Origin of the sequence: Ochrobactrum sp. CGA5, from assembly GCF_006345815.1 — a bacterium.
Classification (GTDB): Bacteria; Pseudomonadota; Alphaproteobacteria; order Rhizobiales; family Rhizobiaceae; genus Brucella.
This window is the reverse complement of sequence record NZ_VCIG01000001.1, coordinates 313,343-333,367: the sequence shown is the minus strand read 5'-3', so window position 1 is coordinate 333,367 and position 20,025 is coordinate 313,343. Positions and strand designations below refer to the sequence as shown.

Below are 20,025 nucleotides of genomic sequence, written 5' to 3'. Positions count from 1 at the left end.
GTCGGCAGCATAATCGGCCAATCAGCCGTCCACCATGGGGTCGAAAGGGTACAATGAAAAAGCTCCCGGCGGTTGACCGGGAGCTCAAGTTTACGAAAGGGTATGGTCGAAAACTACCATCTCACCCTGAAACCGACATTCCCTTTGATGTTATAGCTATCGGCGAAATGGTTAAGTGATGTGTTGATGGAACCTTCACCGTAGATGGTGTATTTATTGTCTGCCCATGAATAGGTGCCGCCAGTGCCAATTCCTCCCCATGTGCCATCGCTGTCGGTCGCCATATGTGTGCCCGCATAGTTCAAACGTGCATCACCCATCAACTCCTGATAGAGATTGGCTATGCCATAGACCGATGTATTGACCATCCGTCCGTCTGAGCCGGTGAAGCTGTTGGTGTAATTCGCTGCAAGGCCAAGCCGAGCTGAGAGGCTGTCACCATCGCGATTGGAGATACGAGCGCCATAGGCATCGTTGAAGCTATCGAAATCCACCGACGACCACATGAGCTGCGCCTGTGGCGTGATTGACCAGTTCGGGTCGATAGCAAAGCGCCGCCCTGCTTCAACGCTCATGGCATAGCCAACCCCCTTGTTGCCGTTCTTGAGAGTAGAATTGACTGCATCGACCCCAAGATCACTATCATACCAGTTGGCCTGGGCCTGCGCATCGAGATAGAAACCGGAAGAACCGTACCAAGTGGCCGTCGCGCCAAGACCCCATCCTTGCGTGTTTATGGTGCCCGAACCGTCGCCTGTTCGGTTGTCAATATTGGAATGGGCATTACCGTATTGTCCAGTTATACCGGCAATCAGCTTGCCATTTTCATCCTCATAGAACTGGCCATCGACGCCCGCCTGCATGATGAACGTGTTGATGTCCTGGTGTAAATCGCCTGCCGTAGAGCCGTTTTCTTGGCGGTTGTGCGCTCCTTCGATACGACCCCAGATCGCCTTGCTCTCCGTCTCGCCAAGCTCGGTCTGATGGTTTCGACCCAAATAACGCTCACCGATGCGCTGCTGCAGTGTCGGGAGTTTGTTCAGAGCCTGCAACGTTGCGGTATAGGATTCATAGACTGGAGCGGCAGCGCTGTAACGGCCCGATGGTGGTGTTGGACAGCTATTGGTACTGTTGCAGTCGGAATCAGGAGCGGAACTGGACTTCTCGTTCTGGCTGACCAGATACCAATTGCCGTCATTCTGCGTGTCGGCACCACCCTTTTGCAGTGTATAGGCATAGGCCGAATCAGTCATGATTGCCTGTTTGCCGTCTTTGGTTGTGTAATCGCCGTTGAGTGTGAAAGTACCATCCGAGTTGCCAGCGACCGAGATAATCTCAATACCGTTGCCCGTCTGGCCGCCAAAGCCCCGACGGTTAGTGATGGCGATCCGGCTGTTGCCGGTTGTGTTGCCACTAACATTCATTCGATCGGTCAGCGAATTGTCGTCGCCCAAGACCGCTGACATTTTCAGTGTACCGCCGTTGCCGGCATAATCACCGAGCACATTCAGCACTGTTCCGCCGGTTCCACCGAATATGACATCGCCCCCATTTGAAAGCCCTGCCATATCGGTGGTAAAACCTCCGAGTTCAATTTGCGCCCCGTCGGCCACATTATAGACGGAGTTGGCCGACAGCCCACCTGCAGCGCCCTGCACCAGAGCACCTTGGTTGACCATTGTTGTACCGGAATAATTGTTCTGACCATAGAACACCAGATCGCCATCGCCATTCTTGCTGATACCGCCAGAGCCAGTGATCACACCGGAAAAATCGCCGTGCAAGTTCTGATTGAGCGTCAGCGTACCGGAGCCAAGGTCGATATTTCCATCGCCTGACTTGTCACCGATCAGATTGCCAACTGTTTCGTTGAAGCTTGCCAGATCAAGCGTGGCGCCACCCATGATGGAGACATTGCCTGAACCGAAGGCATTGTTGGCAATGCCGGCCTTTACCGCACCTGCCTTGACCGTCAAGCCACCGCTGAACGTGTTATCCCCGGTAAACGTTACAACACCAATGCCGTCCTTGGTCACGTCGCCGACGCCACTGACACGGTTCGCAAGTTGAGAATCCTGGTCCTTGTTGATCAGTAGACGTCCGTGATCGAACTGGGTACCGACAAGCGCGATCTCGGACCCAGCATTGAGGGCACCGTTGCCACTTAGCTCGAGCGTCCCCTCTTGCACCGTTGTTGTACCGCTATACGTATTGTTACCGGTCAGTTTGAGCGTGCCATAACCTGACTTTGTGAACCCGTTTGCCCCGTCAAGCACTGAAGCGATTGTTGCCACATAGCTGGCGCTTTGCGCAGTACCGTCGCCGACGATGATCCTGTTGTCCGCGGAACCAAGTGTGATTGAGCCATCCTTGATCGTATAACCATCAACGAAGAACTGCATCCCGCTGACATTCGGTTGGAAGCCTGTTGCAACCTGCACTGTACCGCCCGTGCCTTGAAAGATCGCGAACTGACCGTCAGGCCATTGAAAATTGTTGGTGCCATCCATATGGGTCCAGTTGCTGGTATTCCCATCCCATGTCCCATCGCCGCCATGGACCGTTCCGTCGCCCACCAGCGTTGTTCCGTCCCAATAGGACATACTGCGACTACCTGAGTTGACAAGATTGATCTGGCCGCTCTGTTGAACCACTTGCAAGCCATAATCCGGGTCGCTGCCCGGAGCCAAGCTCATGCCGTTATCGGTCAGGCCATTGTCGGACTGAAAAATACGATAGACACCGACATCCACATTGCTGTTCGGATTGATCGTCAATGTACCATCGACAGTCAGACCACCATCCACGTGGAAAATCTCATTGTTCGATGGTCCGCCGTTAAGCGTTACATCGACATTACTGCCCGCATTGAGGGTCAGATCACCTGAAAAATTGAGTACTTGTCCGCTGCGGCCAAACAACGTACCGCCCGAAGCAACATTAGTCGTCCCGCCAATGGTGCCATAGCCACCAAGCGAAGCGTCCTTCGCGACATTCACTGTGCCGGTGCCGTCACCTAGCGATCCGCCATGCATGCGCAAGCTTCCCGCATTGATATTCGTCAGGCCCGCAAAACTACTGCTATCGCCTGTCAGCACGAGCGTACCTTTACCGGACTTAGTCAGACCACCTGAACCGGTAAACTCATTTGCCAGCGTGAAACTATTACCAGCATCGGCAATATCAAACTGGCCACCCTGTGCACCCCAGTTGATTGTTCGGTCGGTACCGTTGAAATCCGTGCCGGTAATCTGCAGCGTTCCGCCGGAGAAGTTCAGATCACCGGCAGCATCGCCAAGATTCTCCTCCTGTTGAACCGAAACAGTCCCGCTGTTGAGTAGAGTACCACCTTTATATTTATTGTTGCCGGTAAGGGTCAGCACTGCGCTACCGTCCTGCACAATACCGCCGTCACCGCTTATATCGCTGCCCAGTGTATAGGCGCTGGTATTCTTAACATAGAGCTTGCTTTGTGATGCGATGGAAATGTCGCCGGCTATGGAACCATCCGTTGTGCCATCCCCCAGCCATAAGTCACCAGCTTCGATCACCGTACCGCCGGTGTAGCTCTTCGTCCCTGTCAAAACGAGAGTGCCCGCTCCCTTTTTCGTTAGTTCTCCAGAACCCGATATGTCTTGTGAAACGGTAAAGCTGTTGGAACTATCAGCAATGTCGAAGCCGGTTTTCTGGCTGCTTATCGTGACGCTCTTGCCGGTCGCGGTGTAGTCGGTGCCGGTAATTTGGAGATAACCGCCCGAAAGCACAAGACCTCCGGTGCCTATCGCACCTTCGCTGGCAACCGAAAGCGTACCGTTTGCGACGACGGTATCCCCGGTGTAATCGTTGCTGCCAGTCAGGGTTACAACTCCCGCACCGCGTTGTTTAAAACCGCCCGTACCGGTAATTGTCCCGCCGAAAGTCACGGTATCTGAACGGTTGAAGGCGAGATAACCCTTGTCATTTGCAAGACCGGTATCGATGGTGCTGGTATCGGCGATCGCGCCCTTGTCACCAACTTCCAGGATGCCACCTCGTATCTGCCAGTCATTATTGTAGGATGCGGCAAGGGTCCATGTGCTGGCTCCCGATTTACGGAATATCTTAAACCCCTGGTAATCAGAAGCATGGTCAAACGTCGTTGACAACGTGCCCGAGAAGGTTGCGTCTTGATCACCGCCGAGGGCAAAGACGTTGTTCTTTGAATTAGCAACTACGGTACCGACTATATTCGAACCACTGCGGATTTCCAGAATACTGCCGTCGCCCCACATGTCCACTGCGTAACCATCCTTACCAGCCATTCCGCTACCCGCAGCACCGCCGGTCCCAGCCCGGATTGTGCCGCTGTTGATAAGATTACCGAATATGTAAAGGCCATTGCCACCGTTTCCGCCGGATCCGTTTGTTTGGTCTGTGTTGGCAACGTGTCCGCCAGCACCACCGTCGCCACCGATAATCGTTCCCGTATTGATAAGCGTTTGAGTGCCCGGCCTCCCGGAGTTGCGGATGATAAGACCACCACCACCGTTGCCGCCGTTGCCCGAGTTAGTCGCACTTGGTGCAGCAACGTCACCACCGGCTCCACCCTGCCCCCCCTTCACAGTGCCGCTGTTATTGGTCGTCTTCGTGGAATCCCAATTATACGAATCTATGCCATCCCCGCCAGAACCGCCGTTTGCTCCTTGGAAAACCAAAGGTAGCCCGGTGACGCTGTCGGTTAAAGTAGCGTCGGGTCCAACACCTGCAGCACTGCCGTCCCCCCCCTGAATGATGCCCTGGTTGACAATCCCTCCGTCTAACAATACGCCGTCACCACCATCGGCTCCGTCAACGTGAATGAGTGAGGTTACGCTACCGGCCACTGAAGCACTGGCCCCGCCGCGACCGCCATAAATTTCCCCTGTCGCGCCGTTGATCAAGGACCGCGTGCTATTTACCGGAGACGCGCCAGTAGTATCGATCGCTATAGCTGAGCTGCCTGCACCGGGGTCTCCTCCAATATTCGGAGCAAGGAGCGGTTGACCATACACGGCGGGCGATTTACCGGCCGCACCTGCCGCCCCCCCTTCTCCACCGCGAATTATTCCATTATTCGTAATAGAAAGATCCGGGTCGCGGACATAAATGCCAATGCCGCCAGCACCACCATTGCCTCCCGCACCGCCATAAGGTTCGTTGATGAGTTCATCGGCACCGTTGCCGCCAGCACCACCTGCCCCTCCCGCAATGGTAGCGCCGACATCATTGACGACGCTGCCCGCCTGATCAACAACAAGGCCAAAACCGCCAGCACCACCGCCGCCACCGGAGCCACCAAAGAGATCTCCAGGACCAGTCCCGGCCGCACCGTCTTCCCCCCGCATACCATCAGAACCCGCAAGGGACGTCGAATTCGAATATGTCGTTCCGGCGGCATCAAGGATATAACCATGCGCGCCGCCCGCTCCACCGTCTCCGCCCTTGCCCTGACTTGGCAAACCTTGCCATTGAAGGCCTTTCCCCCCTGCAGCCCCCCCTGCGCCACCACCGCCACCGCCAGGATTCATAACAGGCGTACCGGACCGACCAAGTACGCTTCCTTTGGCGTTTCCGCCAACTTGCTCGACCCCACCACCCGCACCTTCAAAATGGTATGATAGGTCCCAGGTGCCAAGGCCGCCATCGCCACCATGAAGTGGCGCCTGCGCAACGGCTTGCGGCACGGGAATAACCACAAGCGCACCCAAAGCGAGCTGTGAATATAAGGTTGTTCTCAACAAAAATGACCGGAAATCAGCGCATCCGCACGTCTTTTCAAAGGAAATGCTTTTCAATGACTTGATCCATAAATTTTTAAAATGAAATTCGATGTGAAATTTATTCATACAAACTATTAAAAATCAACATAAATCGATATTTATTTCAACTATACTTTACTAAATTAGTTACTGATTTAGTATCGGGCAAAACCTGTCGATCAAAAAATGACGTATCGCGCCGAGGATGCTGCTTCTCGAATACCGTAACCCAGAAATCTGACTTTAGCCCGAATGATGATTGCTGGAGATAGCGTGATGCTACGCCCAACCCGCGACCGAGGATTTGAAGCGGTACCGCTCTATATTCGCAATCACCGTGTCAGATTTGTCAGTAGTTCATAAGCTTCATTTCACTCATCCTCCTTGGGCATCACAACCCAAAGGATATTGCAATGACATATACGATTTCACCTGTGTTCAACAAAACTCTAGCTACAGAATTCGGAAAGGGGGCCGTGCCAACCACTTCAGAACCTGACAAACTTATTAAGGTGGACGTGACAGTAAGCGGTGGGGCGGGCTCATCGTATCCGAACCTGCAAGTTTTCACATCCCCCTCTACTTTGATCGTGATCGACAGCGACCACAACACCGTTGCCGGGGGGGATGAGGGTTATGTGCTTAAGGTGGGCGCTGACGGAAAGTGCACTTTCTATCTTGCCGCACCAACCAAAACTCTTTCCTCAATCAGTCTTGTCGTGGAGAATGATCCGGACAGTCGATACGTAGGGCCTGAAGTCTTCTTCTCGTCCTATTCGGGTTTGACCACAACATACGGCCCTCCGTTATTGCCGGTGGATGAAGACGGCATCATACAGCTTGGTGGTAGCAGCACACACATTCTTGTCTTGTTGCCCGACACTACGTCAAGTTACCAACTGTATCCGAGGGCGCAGGCCGCCTTGCTGATAAATGGAACGCAATTCGTATCCGGTCCGTTCAACACGATCTACAATGAGGGCTTTCAGGTTCCCGTCAATATGCTCCATGAAGATGCGCAGAACCGGTTCGGTTATACCATTATCAACGGCAATGACTCTATTTCGCCAGTGACGGCTTATGCCACGACAGAAGGCGAAATCATCACGCGGCCTCCCGCATCACCTTTGCGCACCCTCAATGAAAGCCCATATCTGTTAAATCACGCCGCAACCCTGAATGACGCCTCAAGTGACGTGACCGTTTATATCGACTGTGATGGCAACCCAGACCATCTACAAGACGGCGACGTCATTACTGTGACAGTCTACATCAATGGATGGTTTCAGGGCAGCAACATCCCGAACAATACCATATTTACATTAGGAGTAATTAATTTCCGAAGCACCAGCCAATCCCCATTAACTGCAGTAATTCCGAAAGAAAAACTTGTCGGGTTTGGAATGAATGCGATCGGGACCCCCGGAACGATCTACATTGATTACAGCGTGAAACATAGAATTGGCAACAATACATACGCAATGCCGAAAAAATACTACGCAGGAAGCATAAACACCGTCGGCCCTACCTGATAAAGATTATTTCCTTAATAATTTATCTATTCAAGAACCGGTGCCGACGAACAAGTCGGCACCATTTCTACTTTAATCCAATTTCAAGGAAATTATAATGCGTAACGATATACTTACTCAACAAAACAATATTCTATCTTATAAAACGACAGAACGCGGAGCTGCTCTGGCCCCGAACGAGTATGTCGAGCTTGCGGTCAGCTATAAGGATAAGCTCAACCAGCCTTTATTCAAACGCAGGCTTATATGGCGACTTGTCGAAGGCGAGGCCGTTCTTCGCCAGCCAACCACGCTGACCAACGGCAAAGGCGAAGGCATCAACTATATCAAAGTTCCGCTTGATGATCCCGACGCACAGGTGGCCATACGCCTCGCTGTCTGGCCACAGGATGAACCGGGTGAAGAACTTGAGATCGATTGTATTTTCGGCGCCCCTAGCATAGCCCCAGCCGTCACAGATGGTCCTGTTTTGCAGACAGTATTCCCAAGAAATGACGCAAGTGGAAAAACGAAAATAACATCAAAGGGAGTTTCAGGAACTCAATTTTATCTTTTAAATGCTAATGCTAATGGAGACTTAATTGATGACGGCAATAGCATTAATTATCAAGTAAAAGACACAATAAACAACATATCAAAATCAACCAAACTCCATAATAATTTTTTATATCAGACATCATCCAATAAATACCAGGAATCCGGAAAATCTACCCTGTCAATATCTTATGAGGACCTCAAAAATTCTTCATATCTTACGATTGAATCCATTGATCTCCCCACGATGCAGGTGAACAATTTCTGGCCTCCCAATGGATCGGTCTTGCAGCCGGGCGTGACATACCCTCTTCGTTCACTTTACACTGGGGGGAACGGCGCGCCATTTCCTGGTTGTGATATTCTGTGGTCATTGGTCGACGATACGTCCTACAGCTCGCTGGTAGACATATCGCCTTCCAAGAGCAAAACCGACTCTGACGGCATTGCCGTTTCAACGATAGTGGTTGATAACGTCCCCTATGGAATGAGCGGCGAGGTAAAGCTACGCGTTAGCCTTGACGGTAGCACTGAAGGGGCCACGCTGGCCTTCGACTATCCAACGTTCACAATCGGCGGACAACGGTTCACAGACGTCCAACCCGATGCGAGCAAGACCGGACCGATTTCAGCTGCAAACGGAATAGACTTTTCCGTGACATTGCAGGATGAAAAGGGTTCGCCAATGCAAGGCCAACTCATTCAATGGATAGCATCCTCCAGCCGCCGTTCCTCTGATTTTCAGCCATTTGTGTCCTGGACGGGCACTGACGGTACGGCAAAGAGCACTCTGACAGACAAGGGAATCCCTCAGGGAACGGTTGAGACCGTTGATGTAAAAATCACATCGTCAGGAGGGGCACTTTATACCGGAAGCTACCAAGTTTATGCGAATACGATTACACAGATAACGCCGCCAAACGCTGGCCCGTTCGCTGTCGGCGACACTGTGACAGTTCAGGTCAAAGTGACGGATCTTGACCAAAAACCTGTAGCTTCGGAAATTCTGACCGTAACTTCCCTCAGTGACGATATTACCGTCAGCGACCAAAATCCGCGCACTTCGTCTGAAGGAATCGCCACTTTCACAGTTAAGGCTGACACTGCCATCAATTCAGGCGTGCTCGTTGCGGAGAACCCTGGTGTAACTGTCCCCACCAACATTCCGCTCAACTTTACGGCGTTAGCAGCCATAATCATAACCCCACCCTCAAGTGCGAATATGCGCTACGATACCTGGCTGCCTTTAAAAGCAAAGCTTACCGGAAAAAACGGCCAGCCTGCTTCTAACGCAACACTGACCTGGAGCTGCACCAACGGCGCAGAATTGGAGAACGCCACCACCAAAACAGATTCATATGGGGTGTCAAATAACCGTATCCGCTATGAGACACTGAAAGGCCGTCCAGCCACGCCGGCCACGACGCAACTAACCGTTACTGCTGACGATGGAACATCGACCACACAAACCTTAACCTTCACCAAAAGCAGTCTATACAATAACCTGACGCTTATTGGACCGAAGAGCGGCACACACCTACCCATCGATCAAACGACGGTCGTTACATTGCAACTGACGAACCAGTTCGATCATGCGCTGGCCAATTATCCGATGTCCTGGGACGAGCCTTCAGACGATGCCGTCGTTGTGGATTTCGATCCTATGACGGATGCCCAGGGTTATGCGACGGCCACAGTGAAAGGTACCACCACAGGACTTGCACAATTCGATGCCAATGCCCCACTTGCTCTGGCGCATTGTGATTTCACCTATGAATATGATGAAGTGGCCCTGCCGGACTATTCGGTCCTCATTGGTAGGAATTATGCTCACAATCCTTCGGAAGGCAACGGAGTTGATCCTTCCGACGATAGTCAGACCGTATTGTACACCTTCCGGTACCTGTCCGAAAACATTCCTCAACCCGGTAAGGAGGTGCTCTGGTATTTCAGTCCGAGAACGCCAGACCTGCGGTTCTTCGATTCGCAGAATAAAGCTGTTCAGGTCGATTCGTCCGGCTCGATTACCACAAAAACGGATGGCAACGGTTTTGCTACCCTCAAGATCGGTAGTCTGACGCGGTTCTGCGGCACGATCTCAATCGCTCCCAAAAACGTCCCTTCGGCAGGCGCTTTTGAATATACTTTCGTTATTGCCACATTTGATTCTGGCGACTTCGATCAAAACCTGATGCCGGTAATTTTCAATCCCAATCCTATCGCCATCCCCGATAGCCCCACAGTCAACAATCCGGGCTTCACGTTAAAAATCCAAAAGCCCCAGAACTATCTCCGGGGACAGAATGTAGTGTTCTGGATTTCCACTAACGCACCAGGCAACCCCGCACAGGAAAACGTTCAAGTTGTATCTATCGAAGAAGCCATATTTGACGGCGTGGAAGTTCCATATGCACACGTTTATCCGGACCCCGATCAGAAAGGGTACAATCTCTTTTCCTACATGATTGTAAATCCGACGACATCCAACACCGTTCTAAGCAGACCGGTGGTGCCGACGGTAACAGGCAACGCGACATCAAATCATCCTGACTATAATAATACGAACAGAACTCTGCCCGCTCCACATCTCAATAATTATGCGAATGTAATAAATGGAAACAGTATAGTTTATGGACTAGATATTTACATTCCATACTCATCAACGTGGACCTCCTATGATTGTATTAATTTGATGATTTATCTGAATGGTGAAAGTGAATCTGGAGAAATAATCGGAAATACAATACCTTACTTGCATAATATCCTTCCTTCCGACGTATCAGGAAAAAATGATATCATCATCCACATACCCCAAGATATGCTTTCCGGGTACAGAGATGGCACATTTGAATCTGATTATTATATCGGAAATAATTGGTCACTAATTCTCGAGAATGTTGCTCTTGACACGGCCGAATGGCAATAAAAGACACCGGCGAGACAGATCCTTTTGCATTGATCGCTGAAAGAAGATCTGTAGTGTTCGATTCTTAATATCCGGCATGCCCGAAAGAGCGCATTTTCGAGTCAGAAGTGCGATGAATATCTGGGATAATTCATAATGCCAGGTTGATTGTTTGTCCGGCTTCAATGTGCCGGACAGTGTATAAAACAAAAAGGCTGAGCGGTTCCTTGCATTATGTACAAGTGAACCGCTCCAGTTATTCAAGTAGCGCAAAGACCTTGATGTTTGTGGGATATCTTCCGACAAAGCAGCCATTTATTACAGGTCCAATTCAACCAGACTCTCGCGGCGCATTTCACCGTTCCACAGCCTGTTCACAAATAAGGGTCATGCGAGCTTCCTGCATTTATACCATGATGCGGTACTTAGAGCGTTTCCCGTTGAACCTAAGTTATCGAAACCGCTCCAAGTGTTTGTTTCGCCGCGTTATCCTGCGCAAGGCCGCTTCGCACTTTGCGGGAAATGCTTAAAACAGGGAGAAGACCATGATGACAATCGGCTTCATTATCGACGGTAAGGAGATGGCCTCCGCATCGGGCAAGACATTCGACCGCATGGACCCAGTTACCACAAAAGTCGCCACTACAGCGCCTGCGGCCAACCTCGCCGACGTCGATGCGGTTGCGAAATCTGCCGCGAAAGCCTTCGCAAACTGGTCTGAAACGGGACCGAACGAGCGTCGTTCGCTGCTGAACAAGGCTGCCGATCTGATGGAAAGCCGGGCCGATGAATTCATCCGTCTCATGCTCGAAGAGACCGGGGCGACCGCCCCTTGGTCGAGCTTTAATGTGCGCCTTGGCGCCAGTGTGCTGCGCGAAGCTGCTGCGCTAACCACTCAGATCACCGGGGAGATCATCCCCTCCGACAAACCTGGCATCGTTTCCATGGCCGTCCGTCAGCCGGTTGGCGTGGTGCTTGGCATGGCACCATGGAATGCGCCAATTATTCTCGGCGCCCGCGCGATAGCGGCGGCGCTTGCCTGCGGCAACACGGTTATCCTGCGGTCATCCGAATCCTGCCCCGGCGTTCATCACCTGATCGTCAAAACGCTCAACGATGCGGGTTTTCCTGCCGGTGTGGTCAATGTCATTTCCAATGCGCCCGAGGATGCGCCGGAAATCGTCGCGGCCCTTGTCGCTCATCCTTCGGTCCGCCGCATCAATTTCACCGGCTCTACCAATATCGGCAAGATCATCGCCAAACTGGCAGCTGAGCATCTGAAGCCGGTGCTGCTGGAACTGGGCGGCAAGGCACCCATTATCGTGCTGGAGGATGCCGATCTTGACCAAGCGGTCGATGCCGCTGCTTTTGGTGCCTTCATGAATCAGGGCCAGATCTGCATGTCCACGGAACGCTTTATCGTACATGAGAAGGTGGCTGACGCCTTCGCGGAGAAACTTGCCGCCAAGGCGAAATCGCTCCCTGCGGGTGATCCGCGTGGCAATGTCGTTCTCGGTTCCCTGATCGACCTCAAATCGGCCGAACGCATGGATGCTCTCATCAAGGATGCGGTCGCAAAGGGTGGCAAGGTTCTGGCGGGCGGCAAGCGCGACGGTTCCATCGTCGAGGCGACGATCATCGATCGAGTGACGCCGGATATGGACATCTATGCGCAGGAATCCTTCGGACCTGTGAAGCCCATCATCCGTGTCAAGGATGCCGGCGAGGCAATCCGTGTGGCCAACGATACTGAATACGGTCTCTCATCGGCGATCTTCAGTCAGGACGTGAAACGAGCGCTGGCGCTGTCAAAAAAGCTTGAAACCGGCATTTGTCACATCAACGGCCCGACGGTTGCCGATGAAGCGCAAATGCCGTTCGGCGGTGTGAAGTCTTCCGGTTATGGCCGGTTTGGCGGAAAAGCCGTCATCAACGAGTTCACCGACCTGCGCTGGATCACCGTCGAAGGTCCGCAGCATTATCCGTTTTGAATCAAAAGGGCAGAGCTATCTAACTCCGCCCTTCATCAAGCTTGCCAGCTCAAGACTTTCGCGCGTCCTTGATCGCTTCGATCAGTTCCGGCTCCTTCATGACACCGCCATAGAGCTTGGTGCCAATAACGAAGGAAGGCGTGCCGCCGAAATTGAAGGCTTCACCCTGATCCATATTGCGTTCAAGGATGGCATTGATGCGCTTTGAGTCGGCTTTGTAGGCCGCATTGAGCTTTGCCGGATCCAGTCCGCCCTTTTTCAGCGCGGCATCCACTTGTTCCGGCGTGAGGCGACCTGGCGTCGCCATCAACGCTTCCATCGCCTTCACATAGTTGCCGGATTTTTCCGCAGCCAGAACCAGACGTGCGGCATAGGCCGACGTGTCGCCGAAGATGATCCAGTCCTTCATGACAAGGCGAACATTGCCATCATTCTTGACCACGCGCATAAGTTCGCCATGCCCTTTCTTGCAATAGGGGCACTGGTAGTCAAAATATTCCACGATGGTCACATCGCCGTTCGGATTGCCCAAAACCGGAATTTCCTTGTCGTAAAGCACTTCCGCAACTGTCGGCACGCGTTGCGCAAGGCTCTCCCGGCCTGAAATCACAATCGTTGCGGCACCGGCTGCCGTTGCGGCCAGTATCTGACGACGGTTCATCATGAGCTTGCTCCTTTGCCCGATTGGGATTTATCCAAAACAACGACACGCGCACCGGCGGAAGCGCGCTTGTAGAGATCAAGGATGTCCTGATTGTAGAGACGGATGCAGCCGGACGATGCTGCTTTGCCGACAGACCAAGGCTCGTTGGTGCCATGAATGCGGTAAAGCGTGTCCTTGCCGTCACGATAAAGATAGAGCGCGCGGGCACCGAGCGGATTGCGAATACCGCCTTCCAGCCCCTTGGCATATTTTGCGTAATGCTCCGGATTGCGCTTGATCATGTTGGCCGTCGGCGTCCAGCGCGGCCACTGCGATTTATAGGCAACTTTGGCATCCCCTGAGAAAGTCAGACCGGCGCGACCGACACCCACCGAATAGCGGATCGCTTTGCCGCCGGGCTGCACGAGATAGAGGTAGCGCGCATAGGGATCGACCACAATGGTGCCAACCGGCTCCGTCGTGGCGTAATCGACTTCCCGGCGCAGATTGCGATCCGCAATCTTGCTGACATCAAGTGCGGGAATGAGATTGCCGCGATCATTCACCGCGCCATACATGGTCTCATATTCGCTCTTGGCCGTTTGCACTTCCAGCGCCGGTTCTGTGACTGGTTCGGCCGCAGGCTCCGGTTTAAAGGCTGCCGGCTGCGACATGGTGATGGCAATCGGCCGATCTGCCGATGCAGTCGCGCATGCTGCGGCAGCAAAAGGCAGACAGGCAACTACGGCCACCCGTAGCCATGATCTCCGTGCGTCCTGCTTTTCAGTTGATACGGTCAATTTCCTTGCCCCCGGGCCATCTTGAATCCTTACATCCTTTATTTATGGTCAGCGCTCATAAGGCCGACCGAACGTTCGATAGAGGCGGCTGTGACATCGCCCACCAGTCTGGTTCCTTCCGGTTCCTTGCTGATGCGATTGAAGAAGATCATCGTCGGGGGGCCAGCCACACCAAGCTTTTCCATAAGATCGGCATTGCCGCTGGTGAGCTGCGAAATATCCACCTTCACCAACTGATAGTCACCCAGCGCCTTCTTCACACTCGCATCGGGCAAAACCCGACGCTCCACGGTGGAACAGCTTACGCACCAATCCGCCGTGAAATAGACGAGCGTCGGCTTGTCGCCGCGCACACTGCCAAGTTTCTCCTGAAGGGAAGAAACCGTCTCGACCGGCGCAAATTGCAGCGCCGCCAGATTCTGGTTGCCGCCACGGTTACCGAATGCGGCCAGCGGCTGCAACGGGTCCTTTCCGCCCGAAGCGACGCCCAGCATCAAAATGACACCATAGACGAAAGCTGCCGTGCCGATTGTGCGCGCTACAACGCTGCGCCCCGGAATCCTGAGAAAGGCGAAACTTGCAGTCCCAAAAAGCAGAAGCGCCCACAGCACCATGTCCACGCCGGGCGGCAGAAGCGGAGCGGCCATGAAGATTGCAGTCGCCAAAAAACCGAAGCCGAAAATCTGCTTTACCGTTTCCATCCATGCGCCTGCGCGCGGAAGCGTGCCCGCCCCGAGCGTAGCGAAAGCAATGAGCGGCAATCCCTTACCGATACCGAGTGCAAAGAGCGCGGAAGCGCCCAGCGCGACATTGGCCGTCTGCGCTATATAGAGCAGCGCGCCTGCAAGCGGTGCCGTCACGCAAGGACCGACAATAAGCACGGACGAGAAACCGAGAATGGCGGCCGATCGTTTGGAGCCTGTCCGTTGGCCCGTGCGTGATGAAATTGCACTGACCCAAGAATTTGGAAGTTGTATCTGGAACAGGCCGAACATGGAGAGTGCCAGAAGCGTGAACATTCCGGCCAGTGCGAGCGCTGTCCATTTCGATTGCAGCACCATCTGCAAATTTTGCCCCGACCAGCCCGCAATTGCACCCACAACGGCAAAGCCCAGAGCAAGGCTGACGACATACACCGCGGAAAGCATGAAGCCGCGCTTTGCCGTCAGCTTTTCACCTTCGCGAGCCAGCGTTCCGGCAAGGATCGGATAAATGGGAAAAACGCACGGCGTGAAAGCAAGCAGAACGCCGAAAGCCAGAAATGCCGCGATCACCAGTCCGGTGCCACCCTGATCGAGCAGTCCTTCGACCATGCCTTTTTCCGGTGCGAGAGCAAACGCCATATTCCGCTCCACGGGTTGACCCGCAGCCGGCGCGAACACCGATGCCTGCATCAGCGCTTTTGCCTTCTGGCCCATTTCACTGGATATTGCGAGCGTGACGGGATCGATGGTCCTTGTTTCAGGACGGTAGCAGATGCCGTCTTCCTGACAGCCCTGATAAGTCAGCTCCAGCGGCTGCGCACCGGCCTTAACGCTTGCTGTGGCATGGGTGTAATAGACTTCAAGCCGTCCGAAATTGGGGTCGTCCTTGGGCTGGCCGGGTTGTGTGTCGACGGCAAGCGCTTTCCCCTGACCGTCCTTCGCTTCAATGTGATCGCGGTATAGATAATATCCGTCCGCTATCTGCCAATTGAGCACAAGACGGCCATCGGCATCCTTCAGCACGCTCAGACGGAACGCCTGATCGACCGGCAGCGGGTTCGCTGCTGATGCCGGGCCGAGCGCGAGAAACAGACCAATAAATAAGCCGACAAGGCCCGTAGGGAAACGCATTACCATTTTCCGCATAATTCGATTCGGATAAATTTATCATGTTGCAAGAGGCGAATGTCCCCGCCACCTTAAGGCAGCCTTAAGCTGGCGCACGGAAAAGCCTCGGCGGCCTTAAACATCAATAACGGCAGAAACAGGAACTCATGCGCATACTCGTGGTAGAAGACGACCCAATCCTCCTTGACGGACTTACCGTAGGGTTGGGGCTTGCCGGTTTCACCGTGGATGCCGTTTCCAATTGCGGCGATGCGGAAGCAGCCCTCGCCGCCCAGAATTATAATGCCGTGGTACTCGACTTGATGCTGCCTGACGGCTCGGGCCTCGACGTCCTCAAGACGATGCGACGCGGTCGCGACGAAACACCGGTTCTCTTGCTGACTGCGCGCGATCAGGTGCCCGAGCGCATAGCGGGCCTTGATGCGGGTGCCGACGATTATGTCGGCAAGCCCTTCGATCTCCATGAACTTGCAGCCCGCGTGCGCGCCATCGCAAGGCGCGGTGCCGGACGCGCAAATGCCCTGCTCGAATGGCGCGGGGTCGAGCTCGATCCGGCGGAGATGTCGGTGCGTTTCAATGGTGCCCCCCTCAGGCTGACGCGACGCGAGTTCTCGATCCTGCGCGCCTTGATGGAACGGCCGACCGCCACCTTCTCCAAATCTTCGCTGGAAGAAGCGCTTTACGGCTGGCAGGAGGAAGTGGAGAGCAACGCGGTGGAAGTGCATATCCACCACCTGCGCTCGAAGCTCGGTTCCGATTATATCGAAACGGTGCGCGGTGTCGGCTATCGTCTCGCGGGGGCTAACGCATGAATTCCATTCGCAGCCGCCTGACCGGCATCCTCATCGGCGTCACCTGCGTCGTCTGGCTTTTTGCGGTTGTATGGATCCACATCAGCACCCAGTCGCAACTCGAAAAAGTGCTCGATGCGCGCCTGATGGAAGCCGCACGAATGGTCAATTCGCTTCTGACCGAGCATCGCGTGGAAGTTGGGCCGGAGGGCGATGGCGGGCAGTTATCGCTGAAGCCGATGCCGGATTTCCCGCTCTATGACCGGCAGTTGTTCTGCCAGATATGGGCGCTCGACGGCAAGCTCGTGGGGCGCTCTGAAAGCGCGCCTGGCGTAAGGCTTACGAATGTCGCGAACGGCTTCTCCGATACGGAAGTCGCGGGCGACCGCTGGCGCGTGTTCGCGGTGGAAAACACCCAACTCGGTCTGCGTGTCATGGTCGGCGACAGCCTGAGCGTTCGTGAAAGGCTGGTACAGAACGTGGTGACTGGTCTTGTGCTGCCAGCCCTGCTGATGTTGCCTGTCCTGGCGCTGATGATCTGGCTGTGCGTAAGGAGCGGTCTTGATCCGCTGAGCCGCCTTGCGTCCGTGCTTGCCAAGCGACAGGCGCAGGATCTGCGCCCGCTGCCCGAGCAGAACCTGCCCAAGGAGATTGCACCAGCCGTCACGGCGCTGAACGGGCTTTTCCATCGTGTCGAGGAAGCGCGTGAGCGCGAGCGTAACTTTGCGATCTTCGCCGCGCATGAGTTGAAGACCCCGCTTGCCGGACTGAAGACACAGGCGCAGATTGCCGAAGGCGCACAGGACGATAAAATGCGCGCCAATGCCGTCCGCCAGATCGCGGCGGGCGTCGACCGCACCAGCCGTCTTGTCAGCCAGTTGCTTGATCTCGCAGCGCTCGAAACCAGCGACGAAATGGAAACAGCCACACATGAACCGGCTTGCCAGCTTCTGGTTGCGGTTTCCACGGACATGCGGATGCTTTCTGCCCAGCGCGGCGTTGCCATCGAACTGCCGAAAGCCATGCCTCTGGTTAATTTGCCCTCCCCTCATCTTTTTACGCTTGCCGCACGCAATCTAATCGAAAATGCGGTCAATCATTCACCCAGGGATGGCACCGTCCGCTGCCGGATCGAGGCCGAAGCGGGCAGAATCAGGCTCGTCGTCGAGGATGATGGCCCTGGCATTCCCGAAAGCGAAATGCCGCATGTGACCGAGCGTTTCTTCCGCGGTTCGCATCGCAACGAAACCGGTAGCGGTCTTGGCCTCGCAATCGTGAAAATGGCCACAGAACGGATGGGCGGCGAGCTAACGCTGCGCAATCGCCCGCAAAGTGGTCTGAGTGCATCAATCATCGTACCGGGTACGATTGTCGGATGACATAATTCTGCATCCCGCATCATGATCCAGTTGGAGCGCGTTCACGACAAACCCTAATCAGGCTTTCTTCCCTATTTTTCGGGCCCTTTGATAGCTGTCTTTGATTTAGATCAATGACAGCCATCCCCAAGGTGCTGATAGGAAACCTATCGCTATAGCTGTCGTTACTTGGACAGCTTCTGACTTGCGCTGCGAGGGGATTACATGAACTACGCCGCTGGAACAGTCCTGTCTGGCCTGGGAGCGCTTTTTGCTGTGCTTCTGGCCGGATTTTCTCATGATGAGCTGTTCAGAACCCATATGTGGATTCTGTTTGCTACACTGGCTATTTTCACCATTTTGCTGATGCGCAATGCGGACTACAGCCTATCGCCAAAAAAGGTCGACCAATCCACCTACATGGACGGTCCGATTCGCTACGGTGTCATCGCGACGGTTTTCTGGGGAGTAGCCGGTTTTCTGGTCGGTGTGATTATCGCCGCGCAGCTCGCCTTTCCCGATCTCAATCTGGAACCCTATCTGAACTTCGGACGTCTGCGTCCGCTGCACACCTCTGCGGTGATCTTCGCATTTGGCGGCAATGCGCTTATTGCGTCTTCCTTCTACGTCGTACAGCGCACCTGTCGCGCCCGTCTCATCGGCGGTGACCTCGCATGGTTCGTGTTCTGGGGCTATCAGCTCTTCATCGTGATGGCCGCAACCGGCTATCTGCTCGGCATCACACAGAGCCGCGAATATGCAGAACCGGAATGGTATGTCGACATCTGGCTCACCATTGTCTGGGTGGCCTATCTGGTGGTTTTCCTCGGTACGATCCTGAAGCGCAAGGAGCCGCATATCTATGTGGCAAACTGGTTCTATCTGTCGTTTATCATCACCATCGCCATGTTGCACATCATCAACAATCTGGCGATCCCTGTCTCGTTCTTAGGCGTTAAGAGCTATTCCGCTTTCGCAGGTGTGCAGGATGCCGTGACACAGTGGTGGTATGGCCATAACGCGGTGGCGTTCTTCCTCACCGTGCCGTTCCTGGCCATGATGTACTATTTCGTACCAAAGCAGGCGAACCGCCCGGTCTATTCCTATCGTCTGTCGATCGTGCACTTCTGGTCGATTATCTTCCTCTATATCTGGGCCGGTCCGCACCATCTGCATTACACTGCTGTTCCCGATTGGGCACAGACACTGGGTATGGTATTCTCAATCATGCTGTGGATGCCTTCATGGGGCGGCATGATCAACGGTCTGATGACGCTTTCAGGCGCATGGGACAAAGTTCGTACCGATCCGATCATCCGCCTGATGGTTGCGGCTATCGCCTTCTACGGCATGGCGACCTTTGAAGGCCCGATGCTGTCGATCAAGGCTGTCAACTCGCTGTCACACTATACCGACTGGACCATCGGGCACGTTCATGCGGGTGCGCTCGGCTGGAACGGCATGATCTCGTTCGCCGCCGTCTATTATCTCGCACCGAAGCTGTGGAACCGTGAACGCCTTTACTCGATCCGCATGGTCAACTGGCACTTCTGGCTGGCGACGCTCGGCATCGTGCTCTACGCCGCCGCCATGTGGGTTGCTGGCATCCAGCAGGGCCTGATGTGGCGCGAATATGATAGCCAGGGCTTCCTCGTCTACTCATTCGTCGAAACCGTTGCAGCCATGTTCCCTTACTACGTCATTCGTACGCTGGGTGGTGTGCTCTATCTCGCCGGTGGGCTGGTTATGGCCTGGAACGTCTATCAGACCATTCGTGGGAATCTGCGCAAGGAGGTTCCTATGGGCGGTGCGCAGCCTGCGACTGATGCAACCATGCAGCCAGCCGAATAAGGAGTGTGATT

Annotated in this window: 10 protein-coding genes; 6 read left to right on the top strand and 4 right to left on the bottom strand. The window is 54.1% G+C overall.

Annotated elements, in window-relative coordinates; all coding sequences use genetic code 11:
• Positions 1 to 113 precede the first annotated feature (113 nt).
• Positions 114 to 5,756: an autotransporter outer membrane beta-barrel domain-containing protein gene (locus FJQ48_RS01470; RefSeq protein ID WP_180350086.1), complete on the bottom strand. Its 5,643-nt coding sequence runs from the start codon at positions 5,754 to 5,756 to the stop codon at positions 114 to 116.
• A gap of 434 nt (positions 5,757 to 6,190) precedes the next feature.
• Between FJQ48_RS01470 and FJQ48_RS01465 the strand changes: the two genes are divergently transcribed.
• From FJQ48_RS01465 to FJQ48_RS01455, 3 genes are all read left to right on the top strand, one after another.
• A complete protein-coding gene (locus FJQ48_RS01465) occupies positions 6,191 to 7,309 on the top strand; it encodes a hypothetical protein (protein WP_139973443.1) in 1,119 nt (372 codons plus the stop codon).
• Between the two features lie 97 nt (positions 7,310 to 7,406).
• Positions 7,407 to 10,769 (top strand): Ig-like domain-containing protein, encoded by a 3,363-nt coding sequence (locus tag FJQ48_RS01460; protein WP_139973442.1) that lies wholly within the window; start codon positions 7,407 to 7,409, stop codon positions 10,767 to 10,769.
• Positions 10,770 to 11,293: 524 nt separating this feature from the next.
• Positions 11,294 to 12,739, top strand: a complete 1,446-nt coding sequence (locus FJQ48_RS01455) for an aldehyde dehydrogenase (RefSeq protein ID WP_139973441.1) — start codon at positions 11,294 to 11,296, stop codon at positions 12,737 to 12,739.
• A gap of 49 nt (positions 12,740 to 12,788) precedes the next feature.
• On the opposite strand, the gene FJQ48_RS01450 is transcribed toward FJQ48_RS01455, so the two are convergent.
• The 3 genes from FJQ48_RS01450 to dsbD all read right to left on the bottom strand — a co-directional run bounded on the left by FJQ48_RS01450 (position 12,789) and on the right by dsbD (position 16,017).
• Positions 12,789 to 13,403: a DsbA family protein gene (locus tag FJQ48_RS01450; protein WP_139973440.1), complete on the bottom strand. Its 615-nt coding sequence runs from the start codon at positions 13,401 to 13,403 to the stop codon at positions 12,789 to 12,791.
• The gene (locus FJQ48_RS01445; protein WP_139973589.1) at positions 13,400 to 14,134 is read right to left on the bottom strand and encodes a L,D-transpeptidase; all 735 of its coding nucleotides are present in this window, start codon (positions 14,132 to 14,134) and stop codon (positions 13,400 to 13,402) included. Before FJQ48_RS01445 ends, FJQ48_RS01450 begins: the two co-directional genes overlap by 4 nt.
• A gap of 86 nt (positions 14,135 to 14,220) precedes the next feature.
• On the bottom strand, positions 14,221 to 16,017 hold the full coding sequence (gene dsbD, locus FJQ48_RS01440; protein ID WP_139973439.1) for a protein-disulfide reductase DsbD: 1,797 nt from the start codon (positions 16,015 to 16,017) through the stop codon (positions 14,221 to 14,223).
• Positions 16,018 to 16,160: 143 nt separating this feature from the next.
• On the opposite strand from dsbD, the gene FJQ48_RS01435 reads away from it, so the two are divergent.
• The 3 genes from FJQ48_RS01435 to ccoN all read left to right on the top strand — a co-directional run bounded on the left by FJQ48_RS01435 (position 16,161) and on the right by ccoN (position 20,014).
• Positions 16,161 to 16,826: a response regulator gene (locus FJQ48_RS01435; RefSeq protein ID WP_139973438.1), complete on the top strand. Its 666-nt coding sequence runs from the start codon at positions 16,161 to 16,163 to the stop codon at positions 16,824 to 16,826.
• The gene (locus FJQ48_RS01430; RefSeq protein ID WP_139973437.1) at positions 16,823 to 18,184 is read left to right on the top strand and encodes an ATP-binding protein; all 1,362 of its coding nucleotides are present in this window, start codon (positions 16,823 to 16,825) and stop codon (positions 18,182 to 18,184) included. The genes FJQ48_RS01435 and FJQ48_RS01430 overlap by 4 nt, the downstream gene beginning before the upstream one ends.
• 204 nt (positions 18,185 to 18,388) lie before the next feature.
• Positions 18,389 to 20,014 (top strand): cytochrome-c oxidase, cbb3-type subunit I, encoded by a 1,626-nt coding sequence (gene ccoN, locus FJQ48_RS01425; protein ID WP_139973436.1) that lies wholly within the window; start codon positions 18,389 to 18,391, stop codon positions 20,012 to 20,014.
• Positions 20,015 to 20,025: the final 11 nt, after the last annotated feature.

Coding starts and splice junctions, on each gene's coding strand:
- FJQ48_RS01465 (WP_139973443.1), top strand. CDS start 6,191: ATGACATATACGATTTCACCTGTGTTCAACAAAACTCTAGCTACAGAA.
- FJQ48_RS01460 (WP_139973442.1), top strand. CDS start 7,407: ATGCGTAACGATATACTTACTCAACAAAACAATATTCTATCTTATAAA.
- FJQ48_RS01455 (WP_139973441.1), top strand. CDS start 11,294: ATGATGACAATCGGCTTCATTATCGACGGTAAGGAGATGGCCTCCGCA.
- FJQ48_RS01450 (WP_139973440.1), bottom strand. CDS start 13,403: ATGATGAACCGTCGTCAGATACTGGCCGCAACGGCAGCCGGTGCCGCA.
- dsbD (WP_139973439.1), bottom strand. CDS start 16,017: ATGCGTTTCCCTACGGGCCTTGTCGGCTTATTTATTGGTCTGTTTCTC.
- FJQ48_RS01435 (WP_139973438.1), top strand. CDS start 16,161: ATGCGCATACTCGTGGTAGAAGACGACCCAATCCTCCTTGACGGACTT.
- FJQ48_RS01430 (WP_139973437.1), top strand. CDS start 16,823: ATGAATTCCATTCGCAGCCGCCTGACCGGCATCCTCATCGGCGTCACC.
- ccoN (WP_139973436.1), top strand. CDS start 18,389: ATGAACTACGCCGCTGGAACAGTCCTGTCTGGCCTGGGAGCGCTTTTT.